The sequence below is a fragment of the Marinobacter sp. B-21 genome, from assembly GCF_056857895.1.
In genome coordinates this window covers 36,905-56,114 of the sequence record NZ_JBSXNZ010000054.1, presented here as the reverse complement: position 1 = coordinate 56,114, position 19,210 = coordinate 36,905, and the positions used below count along the sequence as shown (strand labels likewise).

General features: G+C 58.7%; 19 protein-coding genes and 1 other RNA gene. 3 read left to right on the top strand and 17 right to left on the bottom strand.

Features of this window, described 5'->3' with window-relative positions:
* Positions 1 to 7: 7 nt before the first annotated feature.
* From purD to AC13C0_RS04985, 10 genes are all read right to left on the bottom strand, one after another.
* Positions 8 to 1,294, bottom strand: a complete 1,287-nt coding sequence (gene purD, locus AC13C0_RS05030) for a phosphoribosylamine--glycine ligase (protein WP_117618554.1) — start codon at positions 1,292 to 1,294, stop codon at positions 8 to 10.
* A 122-nt stretch (positions 1,295 to 1,416) separates the two neighbouring features.
* Positions 1,417 to 2,997, bottom strand: a complete 1,581-nt coding sequence (gene purH / locus AC13C0_RS05025) for a bifunctional phosphoribosylaminoimidazolecarboxamide formyltransferase/IMP cyclohydrolase (protein ID WP_117618553.1) — start codon at positions 2,995 to 2,997, stop codon at positions 1,417 to 1,419.
* A gap of 78 nt (positions 2,998 to 3,075) precedes the next feature.
* A complete protein-coding gene (gene fis / locus AC13C0_RS05020) occupies positions 3,076 to 3,393 on the bottom strand; it encodes a DNA-binding transcriptional regulator Fis (protein WP_117618552.1) in 318 nt (105 codons plus the stop codon).
* The gene (dusB, locus tag AC13C0_RS05015; RefSeq protein ID WP_117618551.1) at positions 3,390 to 4,388 is read right to left on the bottom strand and encodes a tRNA dihydrouridine synthase DusB; all 999 of its coding nucleotides are present in this window, start codon (positions 4,386 to 4,388) and stop codon (positions 3,390 to 3,392) included. Before dusB ends, fis begins: the two co-directional genes overlap by 4 nt.
* A gap of 224 nt (positions 4,389 to 4,612) precedes the next feature.
* Positions 4,613 to 5,836: a DUF3426 domain-containing protein gene (locus AC13C0_RS05010; RefSeq protein ID WP_117618550.1), complete on the bottom strand. Its 1,224-nt coding sequence runs from the start codon at positions 5,834 to 5,836 to the stop codon at positions 4,613 to 4,615.
* A 61-nt stretch (positions 5,837 to 5,897) separates the two neighbouring features.
* A complete protein-coding gene (prmA, locus tag AC13C0_RS05005) occupies positions 5,898 to 6,794 on the bottom strand; it encodes a 50S ribosomal protein L11 methyltransferase (RefSeq protein ID WP_482954029.1) in 897 nt (298 codons plus the stop codon).
* A 2-nt stretch (positions 6,795 to 6,796) separates the two neighbouring features.
* On the bottom strand, positions 6,797 to 8,143 hold the full coding sequence (accC, locus tag AC13C0_RS05000) for an acetyl-CoA carboxylase biotin carboxylase subunit (RefSeq protein ID WP_117618548.1): 1,347 nt from the start codon (positions 8,141 to 8,143) through the stop codon (positions 6,797 to 6,799).
* Between the two features lie 18 nt (positions 8,144 to 8,161).
* A complete protein-coding gene (accB, locus tag AC13C0_RS04995) occupies positions 8,162 to 8,623 on the bottom strand; it encodes an acetyl-CoA carboxylase biotin carboxyl carrier protein (RefSeq protein ID WP_482954028.1) in 462 nt (153 codons plus the stop codon).
* A gap of 27 nt (positions 8,624 to 8,650) precedes the next feature.
* Positions 8,651 to 9,091 carry a type II 3-dehydroquinate dehydratase gene (gene aroQ, locus AC13C0_RS04990; protein WP_117618546.1) on the bottom strand — a complete coding sequence of 147 codons (441 nt, stop codon included), beginning with the start codon at positions 9,089 to 9,091 and terminating at the stop codon, positions 8,651 to 8,653.
* 283 nt (positions 9,092 to 9,374) lie between these two features.
* Complete coding sequence (locus AC13C0_RS04985) at positions 9,375 to 10,985, bottom strand: diguanylate cyclase (protein ID WP_117618545.1); 1,611 nt, start codon at positions 10,983 to 10,985, stop codon at positions 9,375 to 9,377.
* A 360-nt stretch (positions 10,986 to 11,345) separates the two neighbouring features.
* Here AC13C0_RS04985 and AC13C0_RS04980 point away from each other — a divergent pair, with 360 nt between their 5' ends.
* Entirely contained in the window at positions 11,346 to 12,398 is a 1,053-nt protein-coding gene (locus tag AC13C0_RS04980; RefSeq protein ID WP_482954027.1) for a DUF2333 family protein, read from the top strand.
* Between the two features lie 80 nt (positions 12,399 to 12,478).
* On the opposite strand, the gene ppa is transcribed toward AC13C0_RS04980, so the two are convergent.
* The 3 genes from ppa to rpiA all read right to left on the bottom strand — a co-directional run bounded on the left by ppa (position 12,479) and on the right by rpiA (position 15,474).
* Entirely contained in the window at positions 12,479 to 13,006 is a 528-nt protein-coding gene (ppa, locus tag AC13C0_RS04975) for an inorganic diphosphatase (protein ID WP_117618542.1), read from the bottom strand.
* 502 nt (positions 13,007 to 13,508) lie between these two features.
* On the bottom strand, positions 13,509 to 14,648 hold the full coding sequence (locus AC13C0_RS04970) for an acyl-CoA dehydrogenase family protein (RefSeq protein WP_117618540.1): 1,140 nt from the start codon (positions 14,646 to 14,648) through the stop codon (positions 13,509 to 13,511).
* Positions 14,649 to 14,793: 145 nt separating this feature from the next.
* Positions 14,794 to 15,474 (bottom strand): ribose-5-phosphate isomerase RpiA, encoded by a 681-nt coding sequence (gene rpiA, locus AC13C0_RS04965; protein WP_117618539.1) that lies wholly within the window; start codon positions 15,472 to 15,474, stop codon positions 14,794 to 14,796.
* Between the two features lie 151 nt (positions 15,475 to 15,625).
* Here rpiA and ilvA point away from each other — a divergent pair, with 151 nt between their 5' ends.
* On the top strand, positions 15,626 to 17,161 hold the full coding sequence (gene ilvA / locus AC13C0_RS04960; protein ID WP_117618538.1) for a threonine ammonia-lyase, biosynthetic: 1,536 nt from the start codon (positions 15,626 to 15,628) through the stop codon (positions 17,159 to 17,161).
* Between the two features lie 269 nt (positions 17,162 to 17,430).
* Complete coding sequence (locus AC13C0_RS04955; protein WP_162893715.1) at positions 17,431 to 17,592, top strand: hypothetical protein; 162 nt, start codon at positions 17,431 to 17,433, stop codon at positions 17,590 to 17,592.
* Here the strand turns inward: AC13C0_RS04955 and AC13C0_RS04950 are convergent.
* The 4 genes from AC13C0_RS04950 to AC13C0_RS04935 all read right to left on the bottom strand — a co-directional run bounded on the left by AC13C0_RS04950 (position 17,574) and on the right by AC13C0_RS04935 (position 18,961).
* On the bottom strand, positions 17,574 to 18,209 hold the full coding sequence (locus AC13C0_RS04950) for a 5-formyltetrahydrofolate cyclo-ligase (protein ID WP_117618537.1): 636 nt from the start codon (positions 18,207 to 18,209) through the stop codon (positions 17,574 to 17,576). The two genes, AC13C0_RS04955 and AC13C0_RS04950, sit on opposite strands and share 19 nt — an antisense overlap.
* Before the next feature lie 4 nt (positions 18,210 to 18,213).
* Positions 18,214 to 18,395: non-coding RNA, 6S RNA (ssrS, locus tag AC13C0_RS04945), on the bottom strand.
* 63 nt (positions 18,396 to 18,458) lie between these two features.
* On the bottom strand, positions 18,459 to 18,755 hold the full coding sequence (locus AC13C0_RS04940) for a cell division protein ZapA (protein ID WP_117618536.1): 297 nt from the start codon (positions 18,753 to 18,755) through the stop codon (positions 18,459 to 18,461).
* Positions 18,755 to 18,961: a TIGR02449 family protein gene (locus AC13C0_RS04935; RefSeq protein WP_117618535.1), complete on the bottom strand. Its 207-nt coding sequence runs from the start codon at positions 18,959 to 18,961 to the stop codon at positions 18,755 to 18,757. Before AC13C0_RS04935 ends, AC13C0_RS04940 begins: the two co-directional genes overlap by 1 nt.
* Between the last annotated feature and the right edge of the window lie 249 nt (positions 18,962 to 19,210).

Sequence of the window (19,210 nt, the reverse complement as noted above, 5' to 3'; positions counted from 1 at the left end):
GCCAGGCTCAGTGGGTCTCGCGGCCGATGGCGCGGTGGCCGATGTCCTTGCGATAAAACACGCCATCCCACCGGATCCGGGAGGCCAGCTCATACGCACGCTTCTGTGCTTCGGTGACGGTATTGCCCAGAGCCGTGGCACAGAGTACCCGCCCCCCGTTGGTGACCACCCGATCTCCATTGAGCCGGGTTCCGGCGTGGAAGACCTTTTCACCGTCGGTGTCGGTGTCGGGCAGGCCGGAGATGACATCACCCTTGTGGTAGCTGCCCGGGTAGCCGCCGGCCGCCAGAACGATACCGACCGAGGCGCGCTCATCCCACTCGGAGGAACACTGATCGAGCCTGCCATCGATGGCGGCATTGCACAGTTCAGCCAGGTCGGACTTCATCCGCAGCATGATCGGCTGGGTCTCCGGGTCGCCAAAGCGGCAGTTGAACTCGATGACTTTCGGGGCACCGCTGGTATCGATCATCAGGCCGGCATAGAGGAAGCCCTTGTAGCGATGACCTTCGGCCGCCATGCCGCGCACGGTCGGATAGATCACTTCGTCCATGATGCGCTGGTGAACATCGGTGGTCACCACCGGCGCCGGTGAATAGGCGCCCATACCCCCGGTATTGGGACCGGTGTCGCCATCGCCGACGCGCTTGTGATCCTGGGAGGTGGCCATAGCCAGCACATGTTCGCCGTCCACCATCACGATAAAGCTGGCTTCCTCGCCTTCGAGGAATTCCTCAATCACCACACGGCTGCCGGCATCACCAAAGGCATTGCCCGCAAGCATGTCCCGGATCGCGTCTTCGGCTTCTTTCAGGGTCATGGCAACAATCACGCCTTTACCGGCGGCCAGGCCATCAGCCTTGACCACAATCGGGGCACCCTGCTGGCGCACATAGGCCAGGGCTTCGTCGACGTCGGTGAAATTGCCGTAGCCCGCGGTCGGGATGTCGTGGCGCGCCAGAAAATCCTTGGTGAAGGCTTTCGAGCCTTCCAATTGGGCAGCACCTGCGCTCGGGCCGAAGACCCTGAGGCCCCGCTGTTCGAATTTATCCACGATACCCGCTACCAGGGGAGCTTCTGGGCCGACAATGGTGAGCCCTACATTGTTGGTCGCCGCGAAGTTGGCCAGGCCGTCCAAATCCATCACGTCGATGTCGACGTTTTCCAGGCCGGCTTCCCGGGCGGTGCCGGCGTTACCGGGTGCCACAAACACGCGATCCGCTTTTGGGGACTGGGCGGCTTTCCAGGCCAGGGCGTGTTCACGTCCGCCGTTGCCGATTACAAGAATATTCATGAGTTTTCTACCTTGAAGCCGGTTAACCCGGGGTCAGAAGAAGGCTTTCTTCTGACCCCACTTTCCTATGTTCACGAGTCGGTTCGGGGTCAGAATTGTGGTTCTGACCCCATGTTCACGTATTAATGCCTGAAATGGCGCATACCGGTGAAGACCATGGCGATGCCGTGCTCGTTTGCCGCGTCGATCACTTCCTGATCGCGCATGGAACCGCCCGGCTGGATAACAGCGGTAACGCCTGCGGCGGCGGCGGCGTCAATGCCGTCCCGGAACGGGAAGAAGGCATCTGAGGCCATCACGGAGCCTTTCACTTCCAGGCCTTCATCGGCCGCCTTGATGCCGGCAATTTTGGCACTGTAAACGCGGCTCATCTGGCCGGCGCCGACACCGATGGTGCGCCCGGCTTTGGCGTAGACAATGGCGTTGGACTTGACGTATTTCGCCACTTCCCAGGCAAACAGCAGGTCATTGAGCTCCTGCTCGGACGGTTGGCGTTCGGTGACCACCTTGACGTCTTCCATAGCCACCATGCCCAGATCCCGGTCCTGCACCAGCAGGCCGCCGGTCACGCGTTTGAAGTCCATGGCGGGCGCGCGGTCGCCGTCAAACTCGCCACAGGCCAGCAGACGCACGTTCTTCTTGGCAGACACCAGCTCCACGGCCTCGGGGGCGATGGTGGGGGCGATGATCACCTCCACAAACTGGCGGTCGATGATGGCTTTCGCGGTCTCCGCGTCCAGCTCCCGGTTGAAGGCAATGATGCCGCCGAAGGCCGAAGTGGGGTCGGTGGCGAAGGCCAGATCGTAGGCCTGGTGAATGTCGGCGCCGATCGCAACGCCGCAGGGGTTAGCGTGCTTGACGATCACACAGGCCGGGTCCGCGAAGGGTTTCACACATTCCAGGGCGGCATCGGTATCGGCCACGTTGTTGTAGCTCAGTTCTTTGCCCTGCAACTGCCTGGCCGTGGCCACGCAGGCTTCCTTCGGGTTGCGCTCGGCATAGAAAGCCGCGCGCTGGTGCGGGTTTTCACCGTAACGCATGTCCTGGACCTTCACGAACTGGGCGTTGAAGGTGCGCGGGAAATCGGCGTTGTCGTTGTCCGGCGTGCGGCCGCCCAGGTAGTTGGCGATGGCGCCATCGTAACCGGCGGTATGTTCGAACGCCTTGACCGCCAGATCGAAACGGGTGCTGTAGCTCAGTTGGCCATCGTTGGCATCCAGCTCTTTCAGAACCCGGCTGTAATCGGACGCATTCACCACAATGGCGACGTCGTTATGGTTTTTGGCGGCAGCGCGAACCATGGTCGGGCCGCCGATATCAATATTCTCTATGGCCGTTGGCAGATCGCAATCCGGATTCGCCACGGTTTCCTCAAAGGGGTAAAGATTCACCACGACCATATCGATGGGGCTGATGCCATGCTCGGACATAACGACATCGTCGGTGCCCCGCCGGCCAAGGATGCCGCCGTGGATCTTCGGGTGCAGGGTTTTTACCCGGCCATCCATCATCTCCGGGAAACCGGTGTAATCGGAGACTTCCGTTACCGGGATACTGTTTTCTTTCAGAAGCCGGTAGGTGCCACCGGTGGAGAGCAGCTCGACGCCGCGTTCGGTCAGGGCACGTCCGAAATCGACGATGCCGGTTTTATCACTCACGCTGATCAGCGCGCGACGGACGGAGGTGTTAGCCTGATGTGCCATGGGTCACTTTCTTCGCTGGAGATGAACGAATAAGGGCCTCGCGAATGGTGTCCGGGAGGCTCCTTAAGAATGTCTGGATTATAGCAGACCGTACTGCTTCAGCTTCTTGCGCAGGGTCCCTCGGTTCAGCCCAAGCATGGTGGAAGCCTTGGTCTGGTTGTTGCGGGTGTACTTCATCACCTGTTCCAGCAGCGGGGCTTCCACCTCGGAAAGGACCAGTTGATAGACCTCGGTGACCGGAGCGCCATCCAGCTGGGCGAAGTAGTTTTTCAGGGCAACCTCAACGCTGTCACGCAGGGTGACACTGTTGCCGCTGTTGTTCACCGTCTGCAACTGATGGGTGTCATCGTTGGCCGGGGTGCTCAGGTTGTCGTTTGCCAAAGTCTCAGCGCTCATGCTGCGAATACCTCTCCATTTCGTAAGCCTGCAAAATACCGTTGAATCGTGTCTCTCTGCTCCAGCGCATCATTGATGGCGTTGAAGCCTTTACGGAACTGTTTACCCGGATCGTGGGACTGCAGATACCAGCCCACATGTTTTCTGGCAATGCGCACACCCATGGTCTCGCCATAGAAGCTGTGCAGGGCCTGCAGATGTTCGCTCAGGATCTCCTCCACTTCGTCCAGTGCCGGGGCGGGCATATGGCGACCGGTTTCCAGGAAATGCTGAATCTCCCGGAAGATCCAGGGGCTGCCCTGGGCCGCACGGCCGATCAGCAAGCCATCGGCGCCGGTGTGTCGGAGCACATCCCGCGCTTTTTCCGGTGAGGTTATGTCACCGTTGGCAAACACCGGAATGCCAATGCGGGATTTTACCTCGGCGATGGTGTCGTACTCCGCGTTTCCCTCGTATTTATCCGCACGGGTCCGGCCATGGATGGCCACGGCCTGTATGCCAGCGCCCTCGGCCATCCGGGCAACAACCAGAGCATTGCGATTGTCCCGGTCCCAGCCGGTACGCATTTTCAGAGTCACAGGAACATCGACTGCGTTGACCACCGCCTCGAGAATATCGCGGACCAGCACTTCATCTTTCATCAGTGCCGAGCCCGCCGCCTTGTTACAGACTTTCTTGGCTGGGCAACCCATGTTGATGTCGATGATCTGGGCTCCGAACCGGGCGTTCTGTTGCGCGGCGTCGGCCAGCATTTGTGGATCACCGCCGGCAATCTGCACCGAGCGTGGCTCCGGTTCGCCTTCGTGGTTCAGGCGTGTCATGGACTTGCGCGTATGCCAGAGCTTGCTGTCCGCTATAACCATTTCCGACACTGCCAGGCCGGCACCGAGTCTCCGGCACAGCAGCCGGAACGGGCGGTCTGTTACGCCAGCCATGGGCGCAACAATCAATGGATTGGGCAAGGTGTACGGCCCGATTTTTGCCATTGGCAGCATGATCTGAGTCCGTGTCACAGCGGGTTTAGCAAGGCCGGACCTGAGCGGTTGTTCAATTAATGACCGATCCAGCATCCGAAGGGCGCTAATGATACCGCCGGGGGCACTTTGATTGAAGGGGCTTGATGGCGAAAAAACTGATTATTTTTCGCTCTTTCTGGTTGACTTTTGTTCTGCGCGATGGCCGCCGGCAATGCCTGCCGAGTAAATACCTGCCTGCTGCGTCAGGGTGAGTCGGGGCGGAACAGAATGTTATAGTTCACGGCATCGCGGCCAGGATCCCGGATGCTGATGGCGATTCGAACGGGCGTGTCAGTCGGCATGGCGTCCAGTTCTTTGCCTTCCCCGGCCAGGTATTCTCCAGGTGTGAACACGCTTTGGGCAACCACATCGCCGTTCAGGTTGGAGAAAGTCAGGGCAATGACCGGAAACGGCTGTTCAAAGTCGGCGCGATTGATAATTACGGCATCAACAACAAGCTGGGAGCGGTTATCCGGGTCGGTCCTTACCACCAGCTTCCGGCTCTGGATGGCATCGACGTTAATCAGCGGTTTGAGCTCGCAGCCTGCCAGTTCGCAGCCCTTCTCGTAAAACGGTCGCAGCTCCGGGATGGCCGACAGGCGATCAAACTGGAACCAGGTCACCTGGGCGACCAGAACCCCCACCAGTCCCAGAACAATCAGACTCCAGACCAGGGTCCGGATGCCGCCACCCCTGCCCGGGTCAACGCCGACGGGATCTCGTCGGAGGTCCCTGAAGGGTGGCTCGGCATGGAACGAGTCCCCCGGGCGATCTGGCTCATCAAAATCAAAGCCGGACTCGCCAACAAAGTCGTCGAAGGGATCACTGGCGCTGGCGGGTTCGGGGCGGGCCGGTGAGGGTGGCTGGGCCTGTTCGAATACCGGTTCTTCTTCAAGGCTCAGTTCGGGCTCTGGTTCCGGTTTGGGCACCGGCTCAGGCTTCGGTTCGGAGCGGGGGGCAGGTGTCTGTTCCCGGCGCGCTGGTTCGTCGTCTTTCAGGATGGCTTCTGCCCAGCTTTCATCCACATCTTCGTTCGAGGTGTCGGTGTCGGCATCCTTGTAGTCCGTCGCTTCGCGTTCGTCGAAGCTCCGGAAGCTGTCGCTGAGTTCGTCGTCGGAAAAGGTCAGTTTGGTGCCGGCATAACGGCCTTCTGCCGCGTCTTCTTCAGGGTTGTCGGCGAAGACGAACTCTTCCTCGCTGACGCCGGCGGAGTCCGATGGTGGTGACTTGGGTGACGGCTTTTCAGGGGCGGTTGAGGTCCCGGCTCTCTGGCCGGTGGCGGGAATGACCTGGTGCTCGATGGCGTTGAATACGCTCATGCAGTTCCCGCAGCGCACCTTGCCCTTGGCAATGCCAAGCTGTTCGTCGGTTACCCGGAAACGGGTCTGGCAATTCGGGCACTGTGTCTGCAGGCTGCTTTGGGTCATGCTTCTTCCTGAAAGCGACTGGGCTACGAGTGTCGGAGTTTAGTCGTTAAGACCGTATTCGTCACCTGTCGTTACGCCGCCCTGTGAGGCGTATCCATTCTTCCCTCTGTTCGGGTTCGTCCATAACGAACCAGGGCTGGTAGGCCGCCATCACTTCCCGGGCCTGATGAGACAGGATGCCGGACAGTACCAGATCTCCGCCCTGTCTGGTCCGTGCCGCGAGATGGGGCGCAAGGCCGATCAGTGGCTGGGCCAGGATGTTTGCCAGCATGACGTCCGCCTGGGTGTCGGGCTCGTCCTCCGGCAGATAGAGGTCCAGCTTGCTGTCGTCGACGCCATTCCGGCGAGCGTTTCCCCGGCTGGCCTCCAGGGCCTGGGGGTCGGTATCGACACCAATCACATGGTCTGCGCCCAGTAACAGGGCAGCCAGGCCAAGAATGCCCGAACCGCAGCCATAATCGATGACCTGCTTGCCCTGCACATCCTGTCCGTCCAGCCACTCCAGGCAGAGGGCAGTCGTCGGGTGGGTGCCGGTCCCAAAGGCGAGGCCGGGGTCCAGCATCAGATTGGCGGCGTCCGGGTCCGGAGCCTCGTGCCAGCTGGGAACAATCCAGAGCCGTTCACCGAATTTCAGGGGCTGGAAATCGCCCATCCAGGCCCGTTCCCAGTCCTTGTCTTCAACCAGTGTCACTTCGATTTCCGGGAGCGCCTGCTGGGTTTGCTGGTGCCAGGCATCGCGGATATCGGCGCAAAGCTGCTCGATATCCCGGTCGGATTCGAATAATCCGGCGACGGTGGTCTGGCTCCAGAGCGGGGTAGTGCCGGGGTCCGGCTCGTACAGGGGCTGGTCGGCGGCATCTTCCATGGAGACGGCGTCACAGCCCATCTCCATGAGCAGATCCTCCAGCTGATCCGCGTTATCCGGATCAGCCGGGATCTGGAGTTGTATCCAGGGCATGATTAATCCCGCATCAGTTTCTCGAGGTAGTGGATGGTGAAGTCTACCTGCTTAAAACCACCATCGCGTACCAGTTTTCGATGCAGGGACTGGTTGGTCTTGATGCCCTCGACCAGCAGTTCGTCCAGCGCGTTCTTCATGCGCCGCCGTGCGATCTCGCGATCGTCACCCCAGGTGATCAGTTTGGCGATCAGTGAATCGTAGAACGGCGGTACCGTGTAGCCACTGTAAAGGTGCGAATCAACCCGCACACCGTTACCGCCAGGCGCGTGGAAGTGTGTGACCTTGCCCGGGCTCGGTACGAAGGTTTTCGGGTCTTCCGCGTTGATCCGACACTCGATGGCGTGCCCGGAAATGCGGATATCATCCTGAGTGTATTGCAGCGGCAGACCGCTGGCAATACGCAGCTGTTCGCGGACAATGTCCACGCCCGTCACCATTTCGGAGACCGGGTGCTCAACCTGAACCCGGGTGTTCATTTCGATGAAATAAAACTCCCCGTCCTGGTACAGGAACTCAAAGGTACCGGCGCCAACGTAGCCAATTTCCTTGCAGGCATCGGTGCAGGCCTTGAGGGTGCGCTCCCGGGATTCCGGATTGACGTCCGGAGCCGGAGCTTCTTCAATGACTTTCTGGTTCCGGCGCTGCATGGAGCAGTCACGGTCGCCCAGATGAATGCAGTTGCCGTGCATGTCGGCCAGCACCTGAACCTCCACGTGCCGGGGTGTTTCCAGGAATTTCTCCAGGTACACCGTCGGATCGCCAAAGGCATTCTTGGCCTCGCTCTGGGTAATCTGGACACCCTTGAGCAGGGCCGCTTCCGAGTGGACCACCTGCATACCGCGACCACCGCCGCCGGACGCGGCCTTGATCATCACTGGGTATCCGATTTCCCGGGCAATACGGAGTGTCCGTTCTTCGTCTTCGTCGAGCGGGCCGTCTGATCCCGGCACGGTTGGAACGCCCGCCTTGATCATGGCGTTGATGGCAGACACCTTGTTACCCATGAGGCGAATGGTCTCGGCCTTGGGCCCGATAAAACGGAATCCGCTTTTCTCGACCTGTTCGGCGAAATCGGCGTTCTCGGCAAGAAAACCATAGCCGGGGTGAATGCCCACGGAGTCGGTGACTTCTGCCGCACTGATAATTGTCGGGATGTTCAGGTAGCTGTCGGTCGGACTGTTGGGGCCAATACAGACAGACTCGTCTGCCAGGCGTACGTGCATCAGATCACGGTCGACCTGGGAGTGCACTGCCACGGTCTTGATGCCCAGCTCCTTGCAGGCGCGCAGAATCCGGAGGGCAATTTCACCCCGGTTTGCGATCAGTACTTTCTCTAACATGGCCATGAGTAACTATTACCCCGTTCAGGAAATGGCGACCAGGGGCTGGTCAAACTCGACCGGCTGGCCATTCTCGACCAGGATCTCCGTGATGGTTCCGCTCTTGTCAGCCTCGATCTGGTTCATCATCTTCATGGCTTCCACGATGCAGACCACATCACCCACGTTGACGGTCTGGCCGACTTCCACAAATGCCTTGGCAGTGGGAGACGGGGAGCGATAGAACGTGCCCACCATCGGGGATTTCAGGGTGTGGCCGGCCGGAGCTGCCGGCGCTGATGGTTCTTCCGCGGCCGGTGCAGAGGCCGCTGGAGCGGGGGCCGCCTGCGGCGCGGGGGCCGGATAATGGCTCATGTAGTGGGTGCCGGCGGCCGGCTCGCGGCGGCGAGAAATGCGCACCGAATCGTCGGCCTCATGAATCTCCAGCTCCTCGACATCAGATTCCTCAAGCAGCTCGATCAGTTTCTTGATTTTGCGAATATCCATAGTCAGTCCAGTCCCGTTTTGTCAGGTCTATCGGTGAATGCGTTTCAGGGCGGCCTGAAGTGCGAGGTCGTACCCCTGGCTGCCCAGCCCACAGATAACGCCTTTGGCGATATCCGAGAAATAGGAGTGATGCCGGAAGGGTTCCCGCGCATGCACGTTGGAAAGATGCACTTCGATAAAGGGGATCCCCGAAGCCAGCATGGCATCCCTGAGGGCAACGCTGGTGTGGGTAAAAGCCGCAGGATTGATAATAATGAAATCCACGCCTTCCGCCCGGGCTTCGTGAACCCGCTCAATCAGTTCGTATTCGGCGTTTGACTGCAGGTGCAGCAGGTGGTGGCCTTGCTCTGCCGCCCGCGACCGCAGCCGGTCGTCAATATCGGCCAGTGTCTCGTAACCATAGACCTCTGGCTCTCGGCTGCCGAGCATGTTGAGGTTGGGGCCATGGAGCACGAGAATTGTCGACATGGTTCTGTCTGCCTTGATGTCTTTTAACAGGATCGCCGAAATTAACGGCAAGTTCCCTCAATGGTGCGTGCTTGTTTCCCTCAGATCAACACTTTTTGACAATCTTCCCTGTTGTCCATTGGTCGTAAAAAGACGGCAAATGAAGCGAAACGGGATCTTTCCGTTGATGACAGTCATTGTCGTGAACGTTGGTAAGAACTTCTATACGACGTTGGTTTCATAAATGGCAGGCGCCGGGCAAGGGCTGAAGCTTGCCCGGCGGGGCAGGGGCGGGGCTGGATGGTCAATCCGCCAGGGTAACGCAGTTGCGGCCATGTTCCTTGGAGGTGTAGAGCGCCCGGTCCGCGCGCTCGCACAGGGCCTGGGAGGTATCTTCATTCCAGTCCGCGATGCCACAACTGAAGGTAACATTGAACTCCCTGTCCCCCGCTGGCCGCTGCAGTTCCGAGAAGCGTTCGCGAATTTCGTTGAGCACGTTCCGCGCATCGCTTGGGCGGGTGTTGGGCAGGATGATGGCAAATTCCTCACCGCCATAGCGGCCAATGTGATCGGTTTTGCGCAGGCGCTGCTTGAGGAACATCGACAGGCTCCGCAGCACGCGGTCTCCAATCGGGTGGCCAAAGGTGTCGTTCACCTTCTTGAAATAGTCGATGTCGATCATCGCAAAGCACAGAGGCTGGCCTTTCTGCCGCGCCCTGACAATTTCCTGGTCCAGCAGGTGCAGGGTGTGAGTGTGGTTGAACAGCCCGGTCAGGCTGTCGCGGATCATCAGCGCCAGCAGTGAACGCGCGCGCCGCCCGCGGTTATGAATGGTCGCAATCAGGTGTTTGGGATCGATCGGTTTGGTGAGGAAGTCGTCACCGCCCAGGCTCATTGCGTGGAGCTGCTTGCTGACATCTTCTTCCGCCGACAGGTAAATGATGGGTACGCTGTGAAAGCGGTCCTGCTGGCGGATTACCCGGGCGATTTCCATGCCGGTGCAGCCTGGCATGTACATATCCAGGATGATGATCTCCGGAGAAAATTCCTCCAGGCCATGAATAATCTGCATCGGGTCGGTGATGATGTGGGCGGTCATGCCCGCTTTTTTCAGCACCGTCTCCATGTATTTGGCCTGGGCCCGGGAGTCGTCCAGTACCAGTACCTTATAGGGCTCCACTGTATTGCCATGGGTGTAGGTTTCGATCTTCTCGATCAGTTGGCCGGGATCAACCGCCGGATAGAAGAATTCCTCGCCGCCACAGCGGGAAGCCTGCAGCCGGGTCTCGATGGAACCGTCCTCGTCGCTCACGAAGATGATCGGGATGGGCGTGTCGTGACGTTCCTGCAGATGTTCAATGGTGGCGATGCCCGCATTGGGCGTGCCGCCAAAGTTAACATCCACCAGAATGGTTTCCGGCTTGTGCAGTGCGCAGGCTTCGGTCAGATCTTCGGGACTGGCAAAGGCTGAGGCCCGGAAGCCGAAAAACTCCAGCTGACGGATGAGGCGGGCTGCCATCTCCTGGTGGGTCAGGGCAATGTAAACCGGAGTGCGACGGAACTGGTGAGGCACTTCGGGATTGTTGCGGTCCGTCCGGCGCAGCGTGCTTTGGGAGAGGGCTTCGATGGCATCCTGGAGTTTCCGTTCCAGAGTCTCGTCCAGCGCTGAACCGGCCTCCCAGTGGTTGATCAGCTCAAGGATGGTCTGGCCCGCTTCGGCGTGGCTGACCATTTCGAAACGTTGTGCGTAACGGACCAGTTTGTCCGTGGCGGCGGCGAACTCCCCGCGATGAGCCGCGGCCTTCTCACCGTCTTCGTGAATCTTTTGCCAGGTATCCAGAACAACCCGGGCCTGGGTTGTTACACGGCGTGCGAAATGCTGCCTGAGTTTTTCTTTCTGGCTTTCGTCGTTCATGCTGCTCCGGCCTGTCTCTTTTTCGTTATTGGTCGTCCTTCCCCGGTGCGGACAATTTTTCAACCTTAGTCCTTTTGCAGAGTCTATAGTGTTTAATGTTGTCGGCGTAGGTTGCGCACTGTAAATGTTTGTCAACTCTGCGGTGCAGGTCACAATCACCTGGCCAGCGGGCGGTATCTGTCGATTCATTATCCGAATCACCGGGATGGGCAGATCGCCGGCCGGGCCATGCTCCCACAGGAGTGGAAACTGCGGCGGAATACTCGGTACTCTGTACGCTGGGTATCGACGGAGCCATGGGTTACCATCCTGGCCGGCCGTTTGCCGCTGACAATCAACAGACAGGGGATTAAAAGTCATATGCCAGGCAAAATCAGACAGTACTTCAGGGGCAGGAAAGACGATGTTCAGGATTATGCCGGGGGCAGCGGTGTTATTGGCAAACTCATTCTGGCTTTGCTGGTGGTGTACCTCCTGGGTTCGGTCGTCCTCGGCATGTACTGGAGCAGCGAGCCCGACGCGTTTTCAGTTCGTGAATATACCCGCTCTGTAGCCAATTCCATGGAGCGTGAACCGGTGACGGGTTTCGCGACCACGGTGACCATGATCCGGATCGCAGAAACCCTGCTTGAAAAGCCCGGCGGCTATATCTCCAACGATATATTCCCGCCTGGCGTTTGGCTGGATAACATGCCCAGTTGGGAGTTCGGCGTGCTGGTGCAGCTCCGGGACCTGTCCCGGGCCATGCGCCGCGATATCGCCCGATCCCAGAGCCAGTCCGCAGAGGATCCGGACCTGATCATTGCCGAGCCGCAGTTTCATTTTGACAGCGGAAGCTGGGCCATCCCGTCTACCGAAGCGGAATACCGTCGCGGTATCGCAGCCCTGAAGCGTTACCTCAACCGGCTGTCGAGTCCGGAGCAGGCCAATGCCCAGTTCTACGCTCGGGCGGACAATCTGGCAAACTGGCTGGCGGACCTTGAAACCAGAATCGGCAGCCTCTCAAGAACACTGGGCGAGAGTGTCGGCAAGGCCTCGGTATCTGATGCAGTGGCCAATATGGATATGGATAACCCACTGCAGGAAGAGGCAGTGGGCATTGATGTGAAGACGCCCTGGACCCAGATTGATGATGTTCTCTACGAAGCCCGGGGAAGTTCCTGGGCCCTGTTGCATATCTTCCGTGCCATTGAGGTGGACTTCCGGAAGGTGCTGCAGGACAAAAATGCCATGTCCAGTATGAAACAGGTGATCATTGAGCTGGAGGGTGCCCAGGGGCCAATGTGGAGCCCGGTGGTACTGAACGGCAGCGGTTTTGGCGTACTCGCCAATCACTCACTGACCATGGCCGCCTATCTCTCCCGGGCCAGCGCGGCAATCAGTGATATGCGAGATCTGCTTTCCCGGGGGTGATTGATGACCTGTCCCGGGTGGGCAAGCATAAAAAAACCGGGCATCGCGTCCCGGTTTTTTTGTGCCCTGGAATTACCGGATCAGCCCTTGTAGGCGTTCACGGAATCCACGATGGCTTTTTTGGCAGCTTCGGCGTTGTCCCAGCCCTGAACCTTGACCCACTTGCCCGGCTCAAGTGTCTTGTAGTTCTCGAAGAAGTGCTTGATCTGATCGCGCAGCAGCTCGGGCAGATCGGTGATTTCCCGAACGTTATGGTAGGTGGTGGTCAGTTTGTCGTGGGGCACGGCAACCAGCTTGGCATCACCACCGGCTTCGTCTTCCATGTTCAGCACGCCAACCGGGCGGCAACGGATCACGGAGCCTGCCTGAACCGGGTAGGGGGTTACTACCAACACGTCCAGGGGGTCGCCGTCGTCGGCCAGGGTGTGCGGGATGAAACCGTAGTTGGCCGGGTAGAACATCGGGGTAGCCATGAAGCGGTCGACCAGCAGGGCGCCCATGTCTTTGTCCAGTTCGTACTTGACCGGTGAGCTGTTGGCCGGGATTTCGATAGCAACGTAGATGTCTTCAGGCGGGTTCTTACCTGAGGGGATGTTGTCGAATTGCATGTGCGATCCTTCCTGGTACGTTAAGGTACGTTTAACTGCTAACTGCGGTTAAAAAGTGGACGCAATTATACGGGAGTCTCCTGCAGTTCGAAACTAAACCTTGGTCGGGCCGGACTTTGAAGCGGCTCCTGTCTGGGTATCTGGCATTTGTGCATGCGGCTATCTGCCAGGACCTTCCGAAAAACGCCCGTAAATACGTCCCTGTAGGGCTCGGTCGCGCCATCCTTGGCGCTCCACGTTTTCGGAAGGTCCTGGCAGATAGCCGCCCGAACTTTGGTGATAGGCCGGGAATCGACGCATGCGAATTGTGGGATAAGCATGCTCTGAATCCCGTAGGGGTGTGTCAGGGGCCTCTCCCAAAACTGTGCGGAGCCATGGATGGCGGAGCCCAAGCGTCACAGGGATGTGCCGCAAGGAGCGTGTTTTGGGAGAGGCCCCTGACACACCCCTTCCTCGAAAGTCTCGGGCTACAAGGTTCAAATGCGCCTCCACACCACGAAACCTAGAGCCGGAGCTGCTTGGCAATCAGTTCCTTCATGATTTCGGTCGTGCCGCCGCCGATAGAAAGAATTTTGGCGTCCCGGTAAAGGCGCTCGACGACGGTTTCCCGCATGTAGCCCATGCCGCCGAACAGTTGCACGGCTTCCCGGGTGACCTTTTCGCAGACGTCCACGGAGAAGTTCTTGGCCATGGCTACCTGCTTGATGGGGTTCTTGCCGGCCTGCATCAGGGCAGCGCAGCGGTAGGTGTATTCCCGGGCCACGTCAATCTGGGTGGCCATGTCCACAAGTTTGTGGCGGGTTACCTGGAAGCCGGCGATGCTGCGGCCAAAAGCCAGCCTCTGCTGGGCGTATTCCAGGGCTGCCTCATAGGCGAGTTGGGCGGTCATGTAGGCCATGATGGACAGACTCAGGCGCTCGGCCAGGAAGTTGCTCATGATGGCGATGAAACCGGCGTTTTCGGCGCCGATCAGTCGGTCGACGGGGACACGGCAGTCTTCAAAAAAGAGTTCGGCGGTGTCGCTGGCCCACCAGCCCATTTTCCGCAGCTTCCTGCCGGTGGAGAACCCGGGCATGTCCCGGTCAATGAGCAGCAGGCTGATGCCACCGTGGCCCTCGCCCCCGGTGCGGACGGCGACGGTGTAATGGTCGGCGCGCATGCCGCTGGTGATGAAGGTTTTGCTGCCGTTGACCATGTAGTGGTCACCACTGCGAACGGCCCTGGTTTTGAGGCTGGCCACATCCGAACCGCCACCGGGTTCGGTAACGGCGAGGGCAGAGATTTTCTCGCCCCGGAGTACCGGCGGAACAATCTGCTCGCGGACCTCTTTCTTTGCCCACTTGGCGACCGGGGGCAGGCCGATATCCAGGGAGCCGAGGCCGGCAACGAGTCCGCCAGAGGTGGAGCGCATGAGTTCTTCGGACACGGCCACCTTCAGAAAGATGTCCCCTTCGCCGATGCCGCCCAGGGCTTCCGGGAAGCCGATGCCCAGCAGGCCCGCATCGCCGGCTTTTTTGTAGAGCGCTCGCGGGAATTCGCCGGCTTCTTCCCAGTCATCGATATGGGGCAGCACATGGGTATCGATGAACTTGCGGGCAGTCTGGCGCACCTGTTCGTGAGTTTCGTTGAAGTAATCGGACATGGTCGAGTCCCCCCTGATCGGAATCAATGGCAAGCAGTGTCGCGTAATTCCTGAACCCAAGCAAGCGCTTGGTTTGCCTTCCGTGGGGCAATAAAAAAGCTGGCCCGAAAGGCCAGCTCTGTTGCGTAATCCAGGTAGGGGAGGCTCAGGCGCCCTTGCGGGGAATGCTCTTCACCCCGTCTTTGGTGCCAAGCAGCAACAAATCAGCCGGGCGGCGGGCAAACAGGCCGTTGGTGACCACGCCCACGATGTTGTTGAGCTTTTCCTCGATCTGGATCGGGCGGGAAATGTCCATGTTGTGAACATCGATGATGATGTTGCCGTTATCGGTCACTACGCCTTCCCGGTAAACCGGATCGCCCCCGAGTCTGACGATCTCCCGGCCAACATGGCTGCGGGCCATGGGGATGACTTCCACCGGCAGCGGGAATTTGCCCAGAATACCGACCATCTTGGAGTCGTCTGCGATGCAGATGAAGGTTTTGGCGACCGCCGCCACGATCTTCTCCCGGGTCAGGGCGGCACCGCCACCCTTGATCAGCTCCAGGCGCTCGTTGGTTTCGTCAGCACCGTCAACATAAAACTCCAGTTCGCCGGCACTGTTGAGGTCATAGACCGGAATGCCATGGCTTTTCAGGCGCTCGGCGGTGACTTCGGAGCTGGCGACGGCACCGTCAAATTCAGTTTTCAGCTCGGCCAACAGGTCGATAAAGAAGTTGGCGGTGCTCCCGGTGCCAACGCCGATGATGCTGTCGCTATCCAGACGAGGGGCGATGTAATCAAGGGCGGCTTTGGCGACGGCTTTTTTCAGTTCGTCCTGGGTCATGGGAGGCTCCGGCTGCAAATCAGATGGGATTTGCACGCATTATAGCGCTTAAGAGCGCTCTGCTTATAGACGGCTGGCGTGCAAACTTTCTACACTGTGGGTTTTTCCCAGCCGACCATCAACCGCAAACCAACCAAAAGCCGGAATTGCTATGCCGCAACGCTACATCAAGAAGATTCTCGATGCGCGCGTCTATGACGTGGCCATTGAAACACCCCTCACTGAAGCCCGTAGTCTGTCCAAGCGTTTTGGCAATAATATTCTGCTCAAGCGTGAAGATCTTCAGCCGGTGTTCTCCTTCAAGATTCGCGGCGCCTATAACCGGATTGCCCAGCTTTCCGAAGAGCAGAAGGCCAGGGGCGTGATCTGTGCCTCGGCTGGCAATCATGCGCAGGGTGTGGCTCTGGCGGCGAAAAAGCTTGGCATCAAGGCTGTGATTGTGATGCCCCAGACCACGCCTGAGATCAAGGTGCGCTCAGTGCGGGACCACGGTGCCAGGGTGGTACTGAAGGGCGATGCCTTTGATGAAGCCGCTGCCCATGCCCAGGAACTGGTCCAGAAACACGGCTACACCTACATCCCGCCCTATGACGATCCGGATGTGATCGCCGGCCAGGGCACGGTGGCCATGGAAATCATGTGGCAGTTCAGCAAGCCGATCCATGCCATTTTCATCTGTGTTGGCGGTGGCGGACTGATTGCCGGCATGGCGGCGTACATCAAATATCTGCGTCCCGAGGTCAAAGTAATTGGCGTCGAGCCGGAGGATTCCAACTGTCTGCAGGCGGCCATGAAGGCGGGCAAGCGGGTGGTGCTGGACGAAGTCGGTATTTTCGCCGACGGCGTGGCGGTCAAGCAGATCGGCAAGTACCCATGGGAGATCTGCAAGGACCACGTGGACGAGGTGATCACCGTATCCACCGACGAAATCTGTGCCGCCATCAAGGATGTGTTTGAGGATACCCGTTCTATTGCCGAACCGGCCGGTGCGCTGGGCGTGGCCGGGATCAAGAAGTACATCGAGCGGGAGCAGATTGAGGACGAAAACCTGATTGCCACCCTGAGCGGTGCCAACATGAACTTTGATCGCCTGCGCTACATTTCCGAGCGCACGGAAGTCGGTGAGAAGCGCGAGGCCATCCTGGCCGTGACCATTCCGGAAAAGCCGGGGGCGTTCAAGACCTTTATCAATGCCCTGCACAAACGCAGCATCACCGAGTTCAACTATCGGTATGCCGACGCCACCAATGCCACGATTTTCGTGGGCATCCAGATCGCAGCGGGTGGCCACGGCCGTGAAGACCTGGTTCAGGACCTGCGGGAGAATGGCTATTCCGTGGTCGACCTGACCGACAGCGACCTGGCCAAGCAGCACATTCGCCATATGGTGGGCGGCCACGCGCCGACCATTACCAACGAAAAGGTTTTCCAGTTCGAGTTTCCGGAGCGCCCCGGCGCTTTGCTGAAGTTCCTGATGTCACTGGGCACCCGCTGGAACATCTCCATGTTCCACTACCGAAACCATGGCGCAGCCTACAGCCGTGTTCTGTTGGGGGCTCAGGTGGAAGATGACGAAGTGCAGGATTTCGAGAAAATGCTGGACAAGGTCGGCTTCCGCTATGAAAACATGACGGACAATGAGGCTTACCAGCTGTTTCTTGGGCAAGGAAATGCACGATCGAGCTAACGTAGAGTAGGTCAGGGGCTGGTAGGGCTTTCCAAAACTGTGCGGAGCCATGGATGGCGGAGCCAAGCGTACAGGGACGTATTTACAGCGTGTTTTGGAAAGCCCTACCAGACCCTGGCCGGCCGCCGTGCACAAAGCTTACCTAATTTTAATCTGTCAAAAATTGTAAAAGTGCAGATAGGTGTTAGTCTTTCTTCTGATTCTTGAAGTCAAGAATAGCTCACTGATTTCCCGACACTTTCAAAACTGCATTTTGAGGAACTGAAGCCATGGGCGGCAAGCCTGACATCATCAAAGCCATTGTGCTGATTTTTGCCATCGGCCTTGTGATAACCGGTTTCACATCCATCCACACCTCAGAAGACAAAAATGGCAGGGCCAACAGCCTTGTAGGCTCTGTTCAGGTCATTAGTCAGCCGGTGAATCGGTAACGCCGTTTATCGGTAACCACGCTGTGCAGGGGCACGTCCCAGGGTTCTACTGGCAGCTTTTCTACTTTCTGAAAATCATGGGCCAGACCGATCAGTTTTGGGGCCAGTCGTGGTCGTATCCGGCTGAAGGCAAACGTCCTGTCGTAGAATCCCCCGCCCATTCCCAGCCTTCCGCCGTTCTCATCAAAACCCACTAACGGAAACAGCACCGCATCCAGTGCCCATGCCGGGCGCCGAAGGCCTTTGCTGAACGCCGGTTCGGGAATGCCGAAACGGTTGGCGGTCAGCTCCACGCCGTCGTAATAGGGACTGAACACCAGTCTGCCTTCGTGAATCGGGTGCAGTACGGGCAGATAGAAGCGGATGCCCTTGCGCAGGGCAATGTCCAGGTAGACATGCGGGTCAATCTCGCCGTCGTTGGGCAGATAGATGGCAATGTGGCGGGCGCGGTGCAGGTCGGGATTCTTCAGCAGGTTCAGGGCCAGGTACTCGGCGGCTTGTTGCTGCTGCTCGAAACTAAGCGCGCGCCGGTGCTGCCGAAGGCGTTTGCGAAGGTCACTGCGCGAAAGGGTGTCCGGATGGTATTCAAACGGTTGGGGGGCGATAAACTGGCTCAAAATAAAGCTTCCCGGGCTGCCGTTATCGGATGTTGCCCTTGAACCCAGAGTTCAAGGTCGGTGGCCGCTGTGACATATTAGGCTTTCCCCTGACGGGGACGTGCTCACAATGCCCTGAAGTAGCCACCTGGGTAATGCGCATCGGCTCGAGGACGTATCCGACCATAGCGAACAGCCCAGGAAGTTGATCCCATTATACGGGCAGGGTCGGGGCCGATTGCAACACCTGTCATGCATTCTGTGCGGATTTTAATGGCCCGAGCCGTCACCGAGGGCACCGTCGAGTTTGTTGTCCATGGCCCTGAGCAGTGTGCTGGTGGCGTCGGACATGGTGTCGCGTTCAAGCAATTCATGGGTCATGTTCAGGGCAGCCATGACAGCAATGCGCTCGGTGCCGAATACTTTGCCGCCTGCGCGGATTTCCCGCATTTTGCTATCCAGGTGCCTTGCGGCCCTGATCAGTGCGTCCTGTTCTTCCTCAGGACAGGCGACCAGATATTCCTTGTCGAGGATCTTCACCTCAACGGTGGTGGATTGCCGTGCCATCAGTGATGCTCCAGTGCCCGAAGGCGGCCGATCATGGCTTCGATCTTGTGCTTCGCGTGATCGTTCTTCTGCATCAGCTGGACCCGTTCCCGGTTCCAGTCATCCTGCAGCACCCGCAGTGTGGCGTTGTCCCGCTCCAGTTTCTGGCAGTGCTCTATCAGCCTGTCCAGCTTGTCCGCTAATGCCTGTACTTCGGACTGTTCCATGAGGTGCCCAGCAGTGGTTTGAGGTTATTAAAGCCAACTATAAGTGTGGATGGTAAGTCGGTCAATTTACAGGCTTGTCATTGCAGCCCCTGCGTGATGCAGATCACTGATCAGCCGCCTCTGCGAATCCGGGCGTCTGCTGTCGGGTTCAGGCGTGTTCTCCAGTGGGGTATCATCGGGCCATCCGACGGGAAGTGCCTTGGCATCCCCTGAATGCTAGGATAGGCACTTCATTCAACAACACAGGAT